The sequence below is a fragment of the Thermoanaerobacter uzonensis DSM 18761 genome, assembly GCF_900129115.1.
Classification (GTDB): Bacteria; Bacillota; Thermoanaerobacteria; order Thermoanaerobacterales; family Thermoanaerobacteraceae; genus Thermoanaerobacter; species Thermoanaerobacter uzonensis.
The window spans coordinates 1-15,531 of record NZ_FQUR01000030.1; the positions used below are offsets into that span (position 1 = coordinate 1).

The 15,531-nt window shown below is 37.7% G+C and carries 15 protein-coding genes and 1 other annotated feature; all 15 genes read left to right on the plus strand.

Translation table 11 applies throughout. The annotated features are described in order from the left end of the window. Positions 1-683, plus strand: a 683-nt coding sequence (locus tag BUB32_RS12285; protein WP_268807571.1) for an EF-Tu C-terminal domain-related protein, incomplete at its 5' end; no start/stop codon positions are given. A 185-nt stretch (positions 684-868) separates the two neighbouring features. Then, positions 869-1,018: a 50S ribosomal protein L33 gene (rpmG, locus tag BUB32_RS12290; protein WP_004402360.1), complete on the plus strand. Its 150-nt coding sequence runs from the start codon at positions 869-871 to the stop codon at positions 1,016-1,018. A 29-nt stretch (positions 1,019-1,047) separates the two neighbouring features. Further along, the gene (gene secE, locus BUB32_RS12295) at positions 1,048-1,245 is read left to right on the plus strand and encodes a preprotein translocase subunit SecE (protein ID WP_072969614.1); all 198 of its coding nucleotides are present in this window, start codon (positions 1,048-1,050) and stop codon (positions 1,243-1,245) included. Positions 1,246-1,277: 32 nt separating this feature from the next. After that, entirely contained in the window at positions 1,278-1,802 is a 525-nt protein-coding gene (gene nusG, locus BUB32_RS12300) for a transcription termination/antitermination protein NusG (protein WP_042834748.1), read from the plus strand. Between the two features lie 46 nt (positions 1,803-1,848). Next, positions 1,849-2,271 (plus strand): 50S ribosomal protein L11, encoded by a 423-nt coding sequence (gene rplK / locus BUB32_RS12305; protein WP_042834749.1) that lies wholly within the window; start codon positions 1,849-1,851, stop codon positions 2,269-2,271. 47 nt (positions 2,272-2,318) lie between these two features. Next, entirely contained in the window at positions 2,319-3,011 is a 693-nt protein-coding gene (gene rplA / locus BUB32_RS12310; protein ID WP_042834750.1) for a 50S ribosomal protein L1, read from the plus strand. Positions 3,012-3,058: 47 nt separating this feature from the next. Beyond that, positions 3,059-3,181 (plus strand) — a sequence feature (ribosomal protein L10 leader region). 13 nt (positions 3,182-3,194) lie between these two features. Next, entirely contained in the window at positions 3,195-3,728 is a 534-nt protein-coding gene (rplJ, locus tag BUB32_RS12315; protein WP_042833886.1) for a 50S ribosomal protein L10, read from the plus strand. A 37-nt stretch (positions 3,729-3,765) separates the two neighbouring features. Then, positions 3,766-4,143: a 50S ribosomal protein L7/L12 gene (rplL, locus tag BUB32_RS12320; RefSeq protein WP_003868698.1), complete on the plus strand. Its 378-nt coding sequence runs from the start codon at positions 3,766-3,768 to the stop codon at positions 4,141-4,143. Between the two features lie 220 nt (positions 4,144-4,363). Then, entirely contained in the window at positions 4,364-8,080 is a 3,717-nt protein-coding gene (gene rpoB, locus BUB32_RS12325; protein ID WP_072969615.1) for a DNA-directed RNA polymerase subunit beta, read from the plus strand. A 42-nt stretch (positions 8,081-8,122) separates the two neighbouring features. Then, positions 8,123-11,677, plus strand: a complete 3,555-nt coding sequence (gene rpoC / locus BUB32_RS12330; protein ID WP_072969616.1) for a DNA-directed RNA polymerase subunit beta' — start codon at positions 8,123-8,125, stop codon at positions 11,675-11,677. A 95-nt stretch (positions 11,678-11,772) separates the two neighbouring features. Continuing rightward, positions 11,773-12,027: a ribosomal L7Ae/L30e/S12e/Gadd45 family protein gene (locus BUB32_RS12335; protein WP_072969617.1), complete on the plus strand. Its 255-nt coding sequence runs from the start codon at positions 11,773-11,775 to the stop codon at positions 12,025-12,027. A gap of 54 nt (positions 12,028-12,081) precedes the next feature. Further along, on the plus strand, positions 12,082-12,456 hold the full coding sequence (gene rpsL, locus BUB32_RS12340; RefSeq protein WP_003868702.1) for a 30S ribosomal protein S12: 375 nt from the start codon (positions 12,082-12,084) through the stop codon (positions 12,454-12,456). 78 nt (positions 12,457-12,534) lie between these two features. Next, entirely contained in the window at positions 12,535-13,005 is a 471-nt protein-coding gene (gene rpsG, locus BUB32_RS12345; protein ID WP_072969618.1) for a 30S ribosomal protein S7, read from the plus strand. Between the two features lie 49 nt (positions 13,006-13,054). Then, positions 13,055-15,124, plus strand: coding sequence for an elongation factor G (fusA, locus tag BUB32_RS12350; RefSeq protein WP_072969619.1), 2,070 nt, complete (start codon positions 13,055-13,057; stop codon positions 15,122-15,124). A gap of 14 nt (positions 15,125-15,138) precedes the next feature. Beyond that, positions 15,139-15,531 (plus strand): GTP-binding protein (locus BUB32_RS12355; RefSeq protein ID WP_143152813.1); only part of this gene is annotated, 393 nt, incomplete at its 3' end.

The window sequence follows — 15,531 nt, forward strand, 5'->3', positions numbered from 1 at the left end:
CGGCATTAAAGGCATTGGAATGCGGATGTGGCAAGAGAGAGTGCGAATGGTGCGGGAAGATATGGGAGTTAATGGATGTAGTAGACGAATATATACCGACACCGGAGAGAGACATAGACAAGCCATTTTTGATGCCAGTAGAGGACGTATTTACGATAACAGGTAGAGGGACTGTTGCGACAGGGAGAGTAGAGAGAGGTAAGATAAAGGTAGGAGACGAAGTAGAGATAATAGGATTAACGACAGAATCGAGGAAGACAGTAGTAACAGGGGTAGAGATGTTCAGGAAGACGATGGATGAAGCGCAAGCAGGTGACAACATAGGGGTATTATTAAGAGGAGTACAGAGGGACGAAGTAGAGAGAGGGCAAGTATTAGCGAAGCCAGGGACGATAAAGCCGCACACGAAATTTGAGGCGCAAGTTTACGTATTGACGAAAGAAGAGGGAGGAAGGCACACACCATTTTTCAATGGATACAGGCCACAATTTTACTTTAGGACGACAGACGTGACAGGGGTAATAAACTTACCGGATGGAGTAGAGATGGTGATGCCAGGGGACCATGTAACGATAAAAGTAGAGTTAATAACACCGATAGCGATGGAAGAAGGTTTGAAGTTTGCTATAAGAGAAGGCGGCCGTACAGTAGGTGCTGGCGTCGTGTCAGCTATCATAGAATAAAGAGAAGCCGGGTTCAAACCTGGCTTCTTTTGAGTTAAATCAATGGTTTTAGTAGACTGTGGAAAATGTCAATCAATGAGCTGCCTATAAATCGTTGACACAGACTTTTTGTTTTTGGTGATTGACAAGAAGTTATATTTATGATAAATTTGACTAAGCAGTCGAATCACCGGGAGGTGTAATAGTTGAGAGTAAAAATTACGTTGGCATGTACTGAGTGTAAGAATAGAAACTACCATACGACAAAAAATAAGAAGAATGACCCTGATAGGTTAGAGCTAATGAAATATTGCAAATTCTGCAAAAAGCATACCTTGCATAGAGAGACTAAGTAGTTTTTAAAACTTCAAGAGGATGTGAGGAAATGGCCGGTGAAGGAAGAAAAATTGTTAAGTTTTTCAAAGATGTAAGGGCAGAAATGAAAAAGGTGACATGGCCAAGCAGAGAAACTATGATAACTTATACTGAAATTGTATTAATAGTAGTGGCTCTTTTGACAGTATTTATTTTTTTGATTGACTCAGTTTTTAGTTATCTCTTAAAGCTTATTATTAAAGTTTAAAGGAGGTTGGGGCGAGTCCCCAGAGATTAACTATGCCAGAAAAAGAAAATGCAAAGTGGTATGTGGTTCATACCTATTCTGGATATGAAAACAAAGTCAAAGCTAATTTAGAAAAGATTGTAGAAAATAGGAATTTACAGCATTTAATTCATCAAATCATTGTACCTACGGAAAAAGTTGTTGAGATTAAAGATGGTAAAAAGAAAACTGTTGAGAGGAAGATTTTTCCGGGTTATGTTTTGGTGAAAATGGTTATGACGGATGATACTTGGTACGTTGTGAGAAATACCAGGGGTGTTACAGGATTTGTAGGTCCTGGGTCTAAACCTGTACCGTTAAGTGAAGCAGAAGTTAGAGCTTTAGGTATAAAAGAGATTCCAACTGCAGTTGACCTTAATGTAAAAGATACTGTCAGGGTTATTTCAGGACCTTTTGAGAATTTTATTGGAGTAGTTCAAGAAATTTATCCAGAAAGACAAAAGGCGAAAGTTTTAATTTCTATGTTTGGGAGAGAGACACCGGTTGAATTTGACCTTGTACAGCTTCAAAAAATATAAAAGTAGAAACTCATAAGTTATTTTAATTTTGTAAGGAGGTGTAGTCATGGCAAAGAAAGTGGCAGCAGTTGTAAAAATACAATTGCCAGCGGGGAAAGCTACTCCTGCGCCACCAGTAGGTACTGCATTAGGACCTCACGGTGTTAATATAATGGCTTTTTGCAAAGAATTCAATGAAAGGACAGCCAAAGACGCAGGGCTAATAATTCCTGTTGTTATTACAATATATGCAGACAGGTCATTTAGTTTTATAACTAAAACTCCACCAGCAGCTGTGCTAATCAAAAAAGCAGCTGGAATAGAGTCTGGTTCTTCGCAACCTAACAAACAAAAAGTAGGGAAAATCACAAGGGAGCAGCTTAGAGAAATTGCTGAAATCAAGATGAGAGACTTAAATGCTTCTGATATAGAGGCTGCTATGCGGATGATAGCAGGTACTGCAAGAAGCATGGGTATAGAGATTGTATAAAAATAAGTGGGAGGAAAGTCCGATAATACCACAAGGAGGTTAGAAAAGTGAAGCGAGGGAAAAAATATTTAGAGAGCTTAAAGTTATATGACAAAACACAGCAGTATTCCAGTGATGAGGCAATAGATATTGTTTTGAAAACTGCAAAAGCAAATTTTGATGAAACTATTGATTTAGCTGTAAGACTAGGTGTTGACCCAAGACATGCTGACCAACAGGTAAGAGGTACAGTAGTGCTTCCTCACGGAACAGGAAAAAGTGTGAAAGTATTAGTTTTTGCAAAAGGGGAAAAAGCTAAAGAAGCAGAAGCAGCAGGTGCTGATTATGTGGGAGCAGAAGAATTAGTTGCAAAAATTCAAAATGAAAATTGGTTTGATTATGATGTTGTAGTTGCAACTCCTGATATGATGGGAGTGGTAGGGAGATTAGGTAAAATATTAGGTCCAAAAGGATTAATGCCAAACCCTAAATCAGGTACTGTGACTTTTGATTTAGAAAAAGCTATTAAAGAAATTAAAGCTGGTAAGATTGAGTACAGGGTGGATAAAGCAGGTATAATTCACGTTCCTATAGGGAAAAAATCCTTTGGGAAAGAGAAGTTATTAGAAAACTTCAGAGCGGTTATAGATGCTATAATTAAGTCTAAACCAGCAGCCGCAAAAGGACAATACATCAAAAGTGTAGTGTTATCTTCTACAATGGGACCAGGTGTGAAGGTTAATCCTTTAAAGATTTTTTAATAAAAGTTGTTGACAGACAAAAAGATGTAAGGTATAATAAGTGACGTTGAAATTGAATAAAAAGACCGTAGACAGTGGGTGTGCTTTTGCACGTAAATCCCACCGAGGTTTTTAAAAATAAATTCCCAAAAGGGATCCTCATGTCTACGGGATCCTTTTTAAATTTTTTAAGGAGGTGGGAAGGTGGGCACGGCAAAAGAGAAAAAGCAACAAATCGTAGCAGAGTTTAAAGACAAATTGTCACGAGCACAAACAGTGATTTTTTCAAACTTTAGTGGTTTGACTGTAGAAGATGATACTATATTAAGACGCAAATTTAGAGAAGCTAATTCTGAGTACAAAGTCTACAAAAATACTTTAATGACTATTGCAGCTAAAGAACTAGGTTATGGAGATGATTTAGTCAAGTATTTTGAAGGACCAACTTCTGTAGCTTTTGGATATGATGACCCTGTTGCGCCTGCTAAAGTTCTTGTGGAATTTATGAAAGATCACAAGGGTATTGAGTTAAAGGCAGGCCTTGTAAATGGAAAGTTAGTGACTGTTGAGGAAATTAAGGCTTTGGCGGAGCTTCCCTCAAGGGAAGAACTTGTGGCGAAAGCTTTGGGCAGCATGAAAGCTCCTATTACCAACCTCGTTTTTGTGTTGTCTGGTACTTTGAGAAGCCTGCTTTATGCTTTAAATGCAGTGAAAGAGAAAAAGCAAGCTGAAGCTTGAAAATAAAAATAAAAATTTTAAAATGGAGGTAGAAAGAATGAGCAAAGAAGAGATTTTGGAAGCCATAAAAAATATGACAGTTCTAGAATTGGCTGAGTTGGTAAAAGCTTTAGAGGAGGAATTTGGTGTATCTGCGGCAGCTCCTGTAGCAGTCGCAGCAGCTCCAGCAGCTGGAGCACCAGCAGCAGCACCAGCTGAAGAAAAAACAGAATTTGATGTTATTTTACAAGAAGTAGGTAGTGACAAGATAAAAGTTATCAAGGTTGTGAGAGAAGTAACAGGCTTAGGATTAAAAGAAGCAAAAGATTTAGTAGAAAGTGCTCCAAAGCCAGTTAAAGAAGGAGTAAGCAAAGACGAAGCAAATCAAATTAAAGCAAAATTCGAAGAAGTTGGTGCAAAAGTAGAAATAAAATAAGGGCAAAAAATTTGCCCTTATTTTTTTATGGGGAATTGTTGACATAAATCTTCACTTGTGCTATCATAATAAATTGCATTAATAGTGGCCTTTTTTATTTGTTAATATATGTATAAGAGCAAGTCTGTTGGTGAATAATAATGGTAAAATAGGGTTATTTTGCATGAAATCCAAAAGTGGAGAACTTTTGGTAATTTACATTTTTTAAGGGGTGAAATGGATGGTAAATCCTGTACAAGTGGGCAACAAGACAAGAATGAGCTTTGCTAAGATCGACGAAGTGTTAGAAATGCCCGACCTTATTGAAGTTCAAAAGAAGTCATACAAATGGTTTTTAGAGGAGGGGTTGAGGGAAGTTTTTAGAGAAATTTCCCCTATAGAGAGCTTTACAGGAAATTTGGCGTTAGAATTTGTGGATTATAGATTAGAAAATAACCCCAAGTATTCAGTAGAAGAATGTAAAGATAGAGATACTACATATGCTGTGCCGATGAAAGTCAAAGTACGCCTTACCAATAGGGAAACAGGGGAAATTAAGGAATCTGAAGTATTTATGGGAGATTTTCCTTTAATGACAGAAAAGGGTACTTTTATTATAAATGGCGCAGAACGTGTAATTGTAAGCCAATTGGTTAGATCTCCAGGAGTTTATTATGAACAACAATTTGATAAATTTGGGAAAAAATTAATTTCTGCAACTGTAATTCCAAATAGAGGGGCTTGGCTAGAATATGAAGAAGATTCCAATGATATAGTATATGTTAGAATTGACAGAACAAGAAAAGTTCCAGTTACTGTATTATTAAGGGCGTTGGGTTATAGTACTGATATTCAAATTCTTGACCTTTTAGGAGAAGAGGAAAAATTAAAAGCTACTTTAGATAAGGATACTACAAAATCTGAAGAAGAGGCTTTAATAGAAATTTATAAAAGATTGAGACCGGGAGAGCCGCCTACTGTCGAGAGTGCCAAAAGTCTTTTGTATGCATTATTTTTTGATGCAAAAAGGTATGATTTAGCAAAAGTTGGGCGCTATAAATTTAATAAAAAACTTGCGTTAAAAACGAGAATTGTAAACTTAAAAAGCGCAAAAAAGATTGTCAATCCTGTTACAGGAGAGATATTAGTAGAAGAAGGAGAGAAAATTTCCAAAGAAAAGGCAGAAGAAATTCAAAATTGCGGCATAAATGTAGTAGAAGTGTTAGTAGAGGGTAAAGTAGTAAGAGTGATAGGTAATAATACGGTGGATATAAATAAATATCCAATGCCTTATGATGTATCTAACTTAAATATAAAAGAAGCAGTAAATTTAAGTATATTAAAAGAAATCCTTGATAATTTCTCTGATGAAGAGGCAGTAATAAACGAAATAAAAAATAGAATGGATGAACTTGTTCCAAAGAACATTACTAAAGATGACATTATAGCCACTATAAGCTACCAACTAAATTTAACTCATGGGATAGGTTCAATAGATGATATAGATCATTTAGGAAATAGGCGACTCAGGTCTGTAGGAGAATTATTGCAAAATCAATTTAGAATTGGACTTGCGAGATTAGAAAGAGTAGTCAAAGAGAGAATGACAATCCAAGATGTGAATGAAATTACTCCTCAAAACCTTATAAACATTCGCCCAGTTGTTGCAGCCATTAGGGAATTTTTCGGAAGCTCCCAGCTTTCTCAATTTATGGACCAAACTAACCCTTTGGCAGAACTTACTCATAAGAGAAGAGTAAGTGCTTTAGGTCCTGGAGGACTTAGTAGAGAAAGAGCGGGTTTTGAAGTAAGAGACGTTCATTATTCTCACTATGGAAGGATATGCCCAATTGAGACTCCTGAAGGACCTAATATCGGTTTGATTGGATCTTTGACTACCTATGCTCGCGTAAATGAATATGGATTTATTGAAGCTCCATATAGGAGAGTAGACAAAACTACTGGTACAGTTACAGATGAAATTGTATATATGACTGCAGATGAAGAAGATGAATATATTATAGCTCAAGCTAATGAACCATTAGATGAAAACAACAGGTTTATTAATGAGAAAGTGGTATGTAGATTAAAAGAAGAGATAATAGCAGTACCTCCAACAGAAGTGGACTTCATGGACGTTTCACCAAAACAGATAGTGTCTGTTGCTACTTCTATGATACCTTTTTTGGAAAATGATGATGCGAATAGAGCCTTGATGGGCTCTAACATGCAGAGGCAAGCAGTACCACTTATAAAACCTGAAGCGCCAATAGTTGGAACAGGCATAGAATATAAGGCAGCTGTTGATTCTGGTGTAGTAGTATTAGCAAAAAATGATGGAGTAGTAGAAAAGGTCACCGCTGATAGAGTTATAATTAGAACAAAGGACGGTAGAAGGGATGAGTATAATTTACTTAAATTTAAGAGGTCAAACCAGGGAACTTGTATAAACCAAAGGCCTATTGTAAATGAAGGAGATGAAGTGAAAAAAGGGCAAGTTATATGCGATGGACCTTCTACTGACAACGGTGAACTTGCACTTGGGAAAAATGTCTTAGTAGGATTTATGCCTTGGGAAGGTTATAATTATGAAGATGCTATTTTGATAAGTGAAGAATTGGTTAGAGATGATTCTTTGACTTCTATTCACATAGAGGAATATGATGCAGAAGCCAGAGATACGAAATTAGGTCCAGAAGAAATAACGAGAGAAATACCGAATGTAGGTGAAGATGCTTTAAAAGATTTAGATGAGAGAGGAATAATACGTATAGGTGCAGAAGTTACCGCTGGTGATATATTAGTAGGCAAAGTTACTCCAAAAGGCGAGACGGAACTTACAGCCGAGGAAAGACTTTTAAGAGCTATTTTTGGAGAAAAAGCAAGAGAAGTAAGAGATACTTCTTTGCGTGTTCCTCACGGTGAGTCAGGTATAGTAGTAGATGTTAAAGTTTATTCCAGAGAAAATGGTGATGAATTGCCACCAGGAGTCAACCAGATGGTAAGAGTATTTGTTGCTCAAAAGAGGAAAATTTCTGTCGGAGACAAAATGGCAGGGCGCCACGGTAACAAGGGTGTTATTTCAAGGATACTTCCAGTAGAAGATATGCCGTTTTTGCCAGATGGTACTCCTTTGCAGATATGTTTAAATCCATTAGGTGTTCCATCTCGTATGAACATTGGTCAGGTTTTAGAAGTTCACTTAGGTCTTGTTGCAAAAGCATTGGGATGGCAGATTGCTACACCTGTTTTTGATGGGGCAACAGAAGAAGATATACAAGAGCTTTTAGCTAAATCCGGTTTTTCTCCGGATGGCAAGGTGCAATTGTACGATGGAAGAACAGGTGAGCCTTTTGATAACAGAGTTACGGTAGGTTATATGTACATGCTGAAACTTCACCATCTTGTTGATGACAAGATGCATGCAAGGTCTACTGGACCATATTCTTTGGTTACACAGCAACCTCTGGGTGGAAAAGCTCAGTTTGGTGGACAGAGATTTGGTGAGATGGAAGTATGGGCATTAGAGGCATATGGTTCAGCTCACACTTTACAAGAGATTTTGACTGTGAAATCTGACGATGTATCAGGTCGTGTAAAAACCTATGAAGCTATTGTTAAGGGTGAAAACATACCAGAACCAGGTATTCCTGAATCCTTTAAAGTATTGGTTAAGGAACTTCAAAGCTTAGCATTAGATGTCAAAGTTATCACAGAAGATAATCAAGAAATTCCATTAAAAGAATTTGAAGATGATGACGATTCTGATGTGCCGGATGCTACTCTTAATATCAATATAGAAGGTCGCGAAGATACACCACCAGAAGAAGTATATGAAGAAGGCTTTGAAGAAGGCTTTGAAGAAGAGACTGAAGAATTGCCAGAAGATCTTGATTTTGAGCCAGATAGTTTTGACATGGGAAATGATGATTTAGATTTAGAAGATTTTGATATTTAATTACTTAAAACTAAAATTTATTGAAGAAAGGAGCGACACTCCTTGTTTCAGTTAAGAAATTTTGAGGCTATTAAAATTGGGTTAGCATCACCTGAAAAAATAAGAGAATGGTCAAGAGGTGAGGTGAAAAAGCCTGAAACTATAAATTATAGAACATTAAAACCAGAAAGGGATGGCCTTTTTTGTGAAAGAATTTTTGGACCTACAAAAGACTGGGAATGCCATTGCGGTAAATACAAAAGAGTGAGATACAAAGGTGTGGTTTGTGATAGATGCGGTGTAGAAGTTACAAGGTCTAAAGTTAGAAGGGAAAGAATGGGGCACATTGAACTTGCTGCCCCTGTTGCCCATATATGGTATGTAAAAGGAATTCCAAGTCGAATGGGGCTTCTTCTTGATATGTCCCCGAGAGCATTAGAAAAAGTGTTGTACTTTGTATCATATGTGGTTATTGACCCTGGCGATACTCCTCTTACCAAAAAGCAGTTATTGTCGGAGAAAGAGTACAGAGAATATTTGGATAAGTATGGTAATAAATTTAGGGCAGGGATGGGAGCAGAAGCAGTAAAAGAATTGCTACAAGAAATAGATTTAGAAAAGTTGGGCAAAGAATTGAAAGCTGAAATACGTGAGTCTACTGGTCAAAAAAGGGTAAGGGCAATTAGAAGATTAGAAGTAGTACAAGCGTTTATAGATTCAGGTAATCGTCCTGAATGGATGATTTTGGATGTTATACCTGTAATTCCTCCTGATTTAAGACCGATGGTGCAATTGGATGGTGGACGGTTTGCAACTTCAGACCTTAATGATTTGTACAGGAGAGTAATCAATAGAAATAACAGATTGAAAAAACTTTTAGACTTAGGGGCCCCAGATATTATAGTAAGAAATGAAAAAAGAATGTTGCAAGAAGCGGTAGATGCTTTGATAGATAACGGCAGGAGAGGAAGGCCTGTTACAGGCCCTGGTAATAGACCTTTGAAATCCCTTTCCGATATGCTCAAAGGTAAGCAAGGAAGATTCAGACAAAATCTTTTAGGTAAGAGGGTAGACTATTCAGGCCGTTCCGTTATAGTAGTAGGACCTGAGCTTAAAGTTTATCAATGTGGCTTGCCAAAAGAAATGGCGTTAGAGCTTTTTAAGCCTTTTGTAATGAAGAAATTAGTAGATGAAGGTTTGGCGCAGCATATAAAAAGTGCTAAAAGAATGGTGGAAAAGGTAAAGCCAGAGGTATGGGATGTGTTAGAGGAAGTTATTAAAGAACATCCCGTATTGTTAAACAGAGCGCCTACCCTCCATAGATTAGGCATTCAAGCTTTTGAACCGGTGTTAGTTGAAGGAAGAGCTATAAAGCTTCATCCTCTTGTGTGTACAGCTTACAATGCAGACTTTGATGGTGACCAAATGGCTGTTCATGTACCTCTTTCAATGGAAGCACAAGCTGAAGCAAGATTTTTAATGCTGGCTGCTAATAACATACTCAAGCCACAAGATGGAAAACCTGTTATGACCCCTACTCAAGATATGGTGTTAGGTTCTTATTACTTAACAGCAGATGAGGAAGGAGTTCCAGGCGAGGGCAAATATTTCTCCAGCCCTGAAGAAGCTATTATGGCATATCAGCTGGGATACATTCACATTCATGCTAAGATAAAAGTGAAGATGACAAAAGAAATTGATGGAGTCAAAAAATCAAAAATAATTGAAACGACAGTGGGAAAAATTATATTTAATGAAGCTATTCCACAGGATTTAGGTTATGTAGACAGAACCAACCCTGAAACTGCTTTTGACTTAGAAATTAATGGTTTAGTAGATAAATCTAAATTAGGAAAAATTTTGGATAGAGTCTACAGATTACACGGGCCAACAAAAACAGCAGAAACTCTTGATAAAATCAAAGAGTTAGGTTTTAGGTATTCTACAAAAGCAGCCATTACTGTCAGTGTTTCTGACATGGTAATACCAAAAGAAAAAGAGAAGCTTCTAAAAGAAGCAGATGAAATGGTAAGTAAAATTGAAAGCCAATTCAGACGTGGTCTCATATCCGAGGAGGAGAGATATGAGAGCATAATAAGGACATGGAATATGACTACAGAAAAAGTTACAGAAGCCTTGATGGCAAGCTTGGACAAATTTAACCCTATATTTATGATGGCCCATTCAGGAGCTAGGGGAAGTAAAAACCAAATAAGGCAGTTAGCAGGTATGCGAGGCCTTATGGCAGACCCGTCAGGAAGAATTATTGAGCTTCCTATAAGGTCTAATTTTAGAGAGGGGCTTAATGTATTGGAATTTTTCATATCTACTCACGGTGCAAGAAAAGGCCTTGCTGATACAGCTTTAAGAACTGCAGACTCTGGTTATTTAACAAGAAGATTAGTCGATGTTAGCCAGGATGTAATAGTCAGAGAAGAAGATTGTGGAACTGATGAGGGAATTTACGTAGAAGAAATAAGAGAAGGAAACGAAATAATTGAAAGATTAGCTGACAGAATAATAGGAAGAGTTGCGGCTGAAGATGTAGTTGATAATGAAGGCAATATAATTGTCAGAAGAAATGAATTGATAAACGAAGAGGACGCAGAAAAGATTGAAAAAGCAGGTATTACTAAAGTAAAGATAAGGTCTCTTTTGACATGTAAGTCAAGGCACGGCGTATGTAGAATGTGTTATGGTAGAGACCTTGCAACAGGTGAACTCGTAAATATAGGTGAAGCGGTGGGCATTATTGCTGCACAAGCTATAGGCGAACCAGGTACACAGCTTACTATGAGAACATTCCATACTGGTGGTGTAGCAGGTTCTGATATTACACAGGGTCTTCCCAGAGTAGAAGAGCTTTTTGAGGCGAGAAAACCAAAAGGACTTGCTGTAATTTCTGAAATTTCTGGTGTTGTAAGAATCAATGAATCAAAGAAGAGAAGAGAAGTCATTGTAACAGATGAAGAAAACAGTATTTCTAAGACTTACCTGATTCCCTATGGTTCAAGGCTTAAAGTTCATGATGGTCAGGTAATACAAGCTGGGGATGAGCTGACAGAAGGATCTGTAAATCCTCATGACCTTTTGAAAATAAAAGGAATATTTGCAGTACAGACTTATTTGCTACAAGAGGTTCAAAAGGTTTATAGATTGCAGGGCGTTGAAATAAATGATAAACACATTGAAGTAATAATAAGGCAAATGATGAGAAAAGTAAAAGTAGAAGACCAGGGAGATACCTCAATGCTTCCTGGAGAGCTTATAGATATGTTTAAATTTGAGGAGGAGAACAAAAAAGCAATTGAAAATGGATTAAGACCTGCTTCTGGAAGAAGAGCTCTTTTGGGAATTACAAAGGCGGCTTTGGCAACAGATTCTTTCTTATCGGCTGCTTCTTTCCAAGAGACGACAAGAGTGCTTACAGATGCAGCTATAAAAGGTAAAATAGATCCACTTTTGGGATTGAAAGAAAATGTGATAATAGGTAAGCTAATTCCTGCTGGGACAGGTTTGTCACGCTATAGAAATATTTCTGTTGTAAAAAAAATTAATGACCAACAGGAAGGACAAGATAACGAAAAAGAAGAAAGAGAAGTGAAGGCGAGCAACTAAAGATTTGACCGAAATTCTACTGTTGACAGCTAAACTGCTTAATGATAAAATTATTAGGTGTGTTAAAAACCGCTGTCCTGATGGGAGGAAGGCGAATGGCGGGACAAGATTGCCCTTCTAAGCGGGTGGTTGGAGCAAAGCAGACTTTAAAAGCAATAATGAATTGCAATGTACTTCAGGTTTACATTGCAAAAGATGCGGAAGAACATGTTACTAAAAAAATAAAAGAGCTATGTGAAGAAAAATCAATTAAAATAGTGTACATCGATACTATGAAAGAACTTGGGGTAATGTGTGGTATTGATGTAGGTGCCGCTACTGCAGCGGATATTATAGGTGAAAAGAAATAATTACCCCTTTTAGGGGGTAATTATTTCTTGATTTATTTGGAAGGAGGTGCGAAGATGCCAACGATAAATCAATTGGTAAGACAAGGGAGAAAGCCAGTAAAATATAAATCTGCTGCTCCAGCTTTAGAGGGTAATCCTCAAAAAAGAGGTGTTTGTGTAGTAGTAAAAACTACAACTCCTAAAAAGCCAAATTCAGCACTACGAAAAATAGCAAGGGTAAGGTTAACAAATGGTACAGAGGTTACAGCGTACATCCCTGGTATAGGTCACAATTTACAGGAACACTCTGTAGTTTTAGTAAGAGGTGGAAGGGTTAAAGACCTCCCAGGTGTAAGGTATAAGATAATAAGAGGAGCCCTTGATGCTGCTGGTGTTGCCAATAGAAAGCAAGCTCGTTCGAGATATGGCGCTAAAAAGCCTAAGAAGTAAAAAAAGAGTGAAATAGAACTATAAAGTATTTAGTAGGGTTAATTATTGTAAAGTTTTTACACAAAAGGAGGGAAAAGGATGCCGAGAAAAGGTCATGTAGAAAGAAGAGAGGTCCTTCCTGATCCTGTATATAATAGTAAAAAAGTTTCAAAACTAATTAATAAGGTAATGTGGGATGGCAAAAAGAGCTTAGCTCAAAAAATTTGTTATGGAGCTTTTGACATAATAAGAGAAAAGACAGGAAGAGATCCTCTTGAAGTTTTTGAAGAAGCTTTAAATAATGTTATGCCTGTTCTTGAAGTAAGGCCTCGAAGAGTAGGTGGTGCCACTTACCAAGTTCCTATGGAAGTAAGGTCTGAAAGAAGGCTTTCTCTTGGAATAAGATGGCTTGTAGAGTATGCAAGGCAAAGAAGTGGTAAATCTATGATGGAAAAATTAGCAGCGGAGATAATAGATGCTGCAAATAATACTGGAGGAAGTGTTAAGAAGAGAGAAGATACCCATAAAATGGCAGAAGCTAATAAAGCCTTTGCTCATTATAGATGGTAATTGTTTATAGGGGGTAGTGAATCTAGGGCACAAGAAAGGAGGATGGAAGATGCCAAGAGACTACAGCTTAGATAAAGTTAGGAACATTGGTATTATGGCGCATATAGATGCAGGAAAAACCACTACTACCGAGCGAATACTTTTTTATACAGGGAAAGTTCATAAGTTAGGAGAAGTCCACGAAGGTACTGCTACAATGGATTGGATGGTACAAGAGCAGGAAAGAGGTATAACTATAACTTCTGCGGCTACTACTTGTTATTGGAAAGGGCATAAAATAAACATTATTGATACGCCGGGACACGTGGACTTTACTGTAGAAGTTGAAAGGTCTCTTAGAATATTAGACGGAGCCGTTGCGGTTTTTTCTGCAAAAGAGGGTGTTGAGCCTCAATCTGAAACTGTGTGGAGACAAGCTGATAAGTATCATGTTCCAAGAATTGCCTATGTAAATAAAATGGATATAATAGGTGCTGACTTTTTTAATGTAATAAAAATGATAAAGGAAAGATTGGGAGCTAATCCTGTAGCTATACAAATTCCTATTGGGAAAGAAGATACCTTCAGAGGCATTGTAGATTTAATTAAAATGGAAGCCATAATATATGAAGATGATCTGGGTACTGTAATGGATGAGACTGAAATACCTGATGACTTAAAAGATTTAGCTGAAGAGTATAGAGAAAAACTATTAGAAGCAGTTTCTGAGCAAGATGAAACTATTTTAGAAAAGTATTTAGAAGGTGAAGAAATAACTGAAGAGGAGATTCACAAAGCTTTGAGAAAAGGAACTATAAATGGTGAATTAGTACCAGTTGTCTGTGGTTCTTCCTATAAAAACAAAGGAATTCAGCCTATGTTGGATGCAATAGTAAGATATCTTCCTTCTCCAGTCGACTTGCCACCTGTAAAAGGTATGGCATTAGGCACGGGAGAAGAGATAGAGAGAAAAGCCGACGATTCAGAGCCTTTTTCAGCGTTAGCATTTAAAATTATGGCGGACCCTTATGTAGGTAAACTTGCTTTTTTTAGAGTATATTCAGGGACTTTGAATGCGGGCTCTTATGTATTAAATTCTACAAAAGGTAAAAAAGAAAGAATAGGAAGAATTCTTCAAATGCATGCAAACCACAGACAAGAAATGGAGGCTGTCTACACAGGCGATATAGCTGCAGCTGTTGGACTAAAAGATACTACAACAGGAGATACCCTCTGTGATGAGAATCATCCAATACTTTTAGAATCAATGGATTTTCCAGAACCAGTTATTTCAGTTGCTATAGAACCTAAGACTAAAGCTGCTCAAGAAAAAATGACTACAGCTTTATTAAAACTAGCTGAGGAAGATCCAACCTTTAAAACATATACTGATCAAGAGACAGGGCAGACAATAATAGCTGGTATGGGAGAATTGCACTTAGAGATAATTGTTGATAGGCTAAGAAGAGAGTTTAATGTTGATTGCAATGTAGGTAAGCCTCAAGTTGCTTACAAAGAGACTATCACTAAACCTGTTAAAATTGAAGGTAAATTTATCAGGCAGTCTGGTGGACGCGGTCAGTATGGTCATGTTTGGTTGGAGATGGAACCTGCTCCAAGAGGAGAAGGCTATACATTTGAAAACCGTATAGTAGGAGGAGTTATTCCAAAAGAATATATTCCTGCAGTTGACGCAGGTGTTCAAGAAGCTATGCAAAACGGTGTTCTTGGAGGATACCCTGTTATCGATGTAAAAGTGGCATTGGTAGATGGTTCTTACCATGAAGTTGACTCCTCAGATATGGCATTTAAAATAGCAGGTTCTATAGCATTTAAGGAAGGCATGAAAAAGGCAAACCCTGTTCTTTTGGAACCTATTATGAAAGTGGAGGTTGTGGTTCCGGAAGAATACATGGGAGATATTATAGGAGATATAAATTCACGTCGTGGAAGAGTTGAAGGAATGGAAGCAAGGGCTGGAGCCCAAGTTATAAGAGCATTTGTGCCACTTGCTGAAATGTTTGGATATGCTACTGATTTAAGGTCAAAAACTCAAGGAAGAGGAACTTACACTATGCAGTTCCATCATTATGAGGAAGTTCCTAAAAATATTACTGATCAAATATTAGAAAAGAAGTAAAGGAGGAAAAGAGGATGGCGAAGCAAAAATTTGAGAGGAAGAAGCCTCACGTAAACGTAGGGACGATAGGTCACGTAGACCATGGTAAGACGACATTGACAGCAGCGATAACGATGGTATTATCGAAGGCAGGGATGGCAGAGGCTAAGGGATATGATGAGATAGACAAGGCACCAGAGGAGAAAGCAAGGGGAATAACGATAAACACGACTCACGTAGAATATGAGACAGAGAAGAGGCACTATGCACATGTAGACTGTCCAGGTCACGCAGACTATGTAAAGAACATGATAACAGGGGCAGCGCAGATGGACGGAGCGATATTGGTAGTATCAGCAGCAGATGGTCCGATGCCCCAGACGAGGGAGCACATATTATTAGCGAGGCAGGTAGGAGTGCCATATATA

Coding starts and splice junctions, on each gene's coding strand:
- secE (WP_072969614.1), top strand. CDS start 1,048: ATGGCCGGTGAAGGAAGAAAAATTGTTAAGTTTTTCAAAGATGTAAGG.
- nusG (WP_042834748.1), top strand. CDS start 1,278: ATGCCAGAAAAAGAAAATGCAAAGTGGTATGTGGTTCATACCTATTCT.
- rplK (WP_042834749.1), top strand. CDS start 1,849: ATGGCAAAGAAAGTGGCAGCAGTTGTAAAAATACAATTGCCAGCGGGG.
- rplL (WP_003868698.1), top strand. CDS start 3,766: ATGAGCAAAGAAGAGATTTTGGAAGCCATAAAAAATATGACAGTTCTA.
- rpoB (WP_072969615.1), top strand. CDS start 4,364: ATGGTAAATCCTGTACAAGTGGGCAACAAGACAAGAATGAGCTTTGCT.
- BUB32_RS12335 (WP_072969617.1), top strand. CDS start 11,773: ATGGCGGGACAAGATTGCCCTTCTAAGCGGGTGGTTGGAGCAAAGCAG.
- rpsL (WP_003868702.1), top strand. CDS start 12,082: ATGCCAACGATAAATCAATTGGTAAGACAAGGGAGAAAGCCAGTAAAA.
- rpsG (WP_072969618.1), top strand. CDS start 12,535: ATGCCGAGAAAAGGTCATGTAGAAAGAAGAGAGGTCCTTCCTGATCCT.
- fusA (WP_072969619.1), top strand. CDS start 13,055: ATGCCAAGAGACTACAGCTTAGATAAAGTTAGGAACATTGGTATTATG.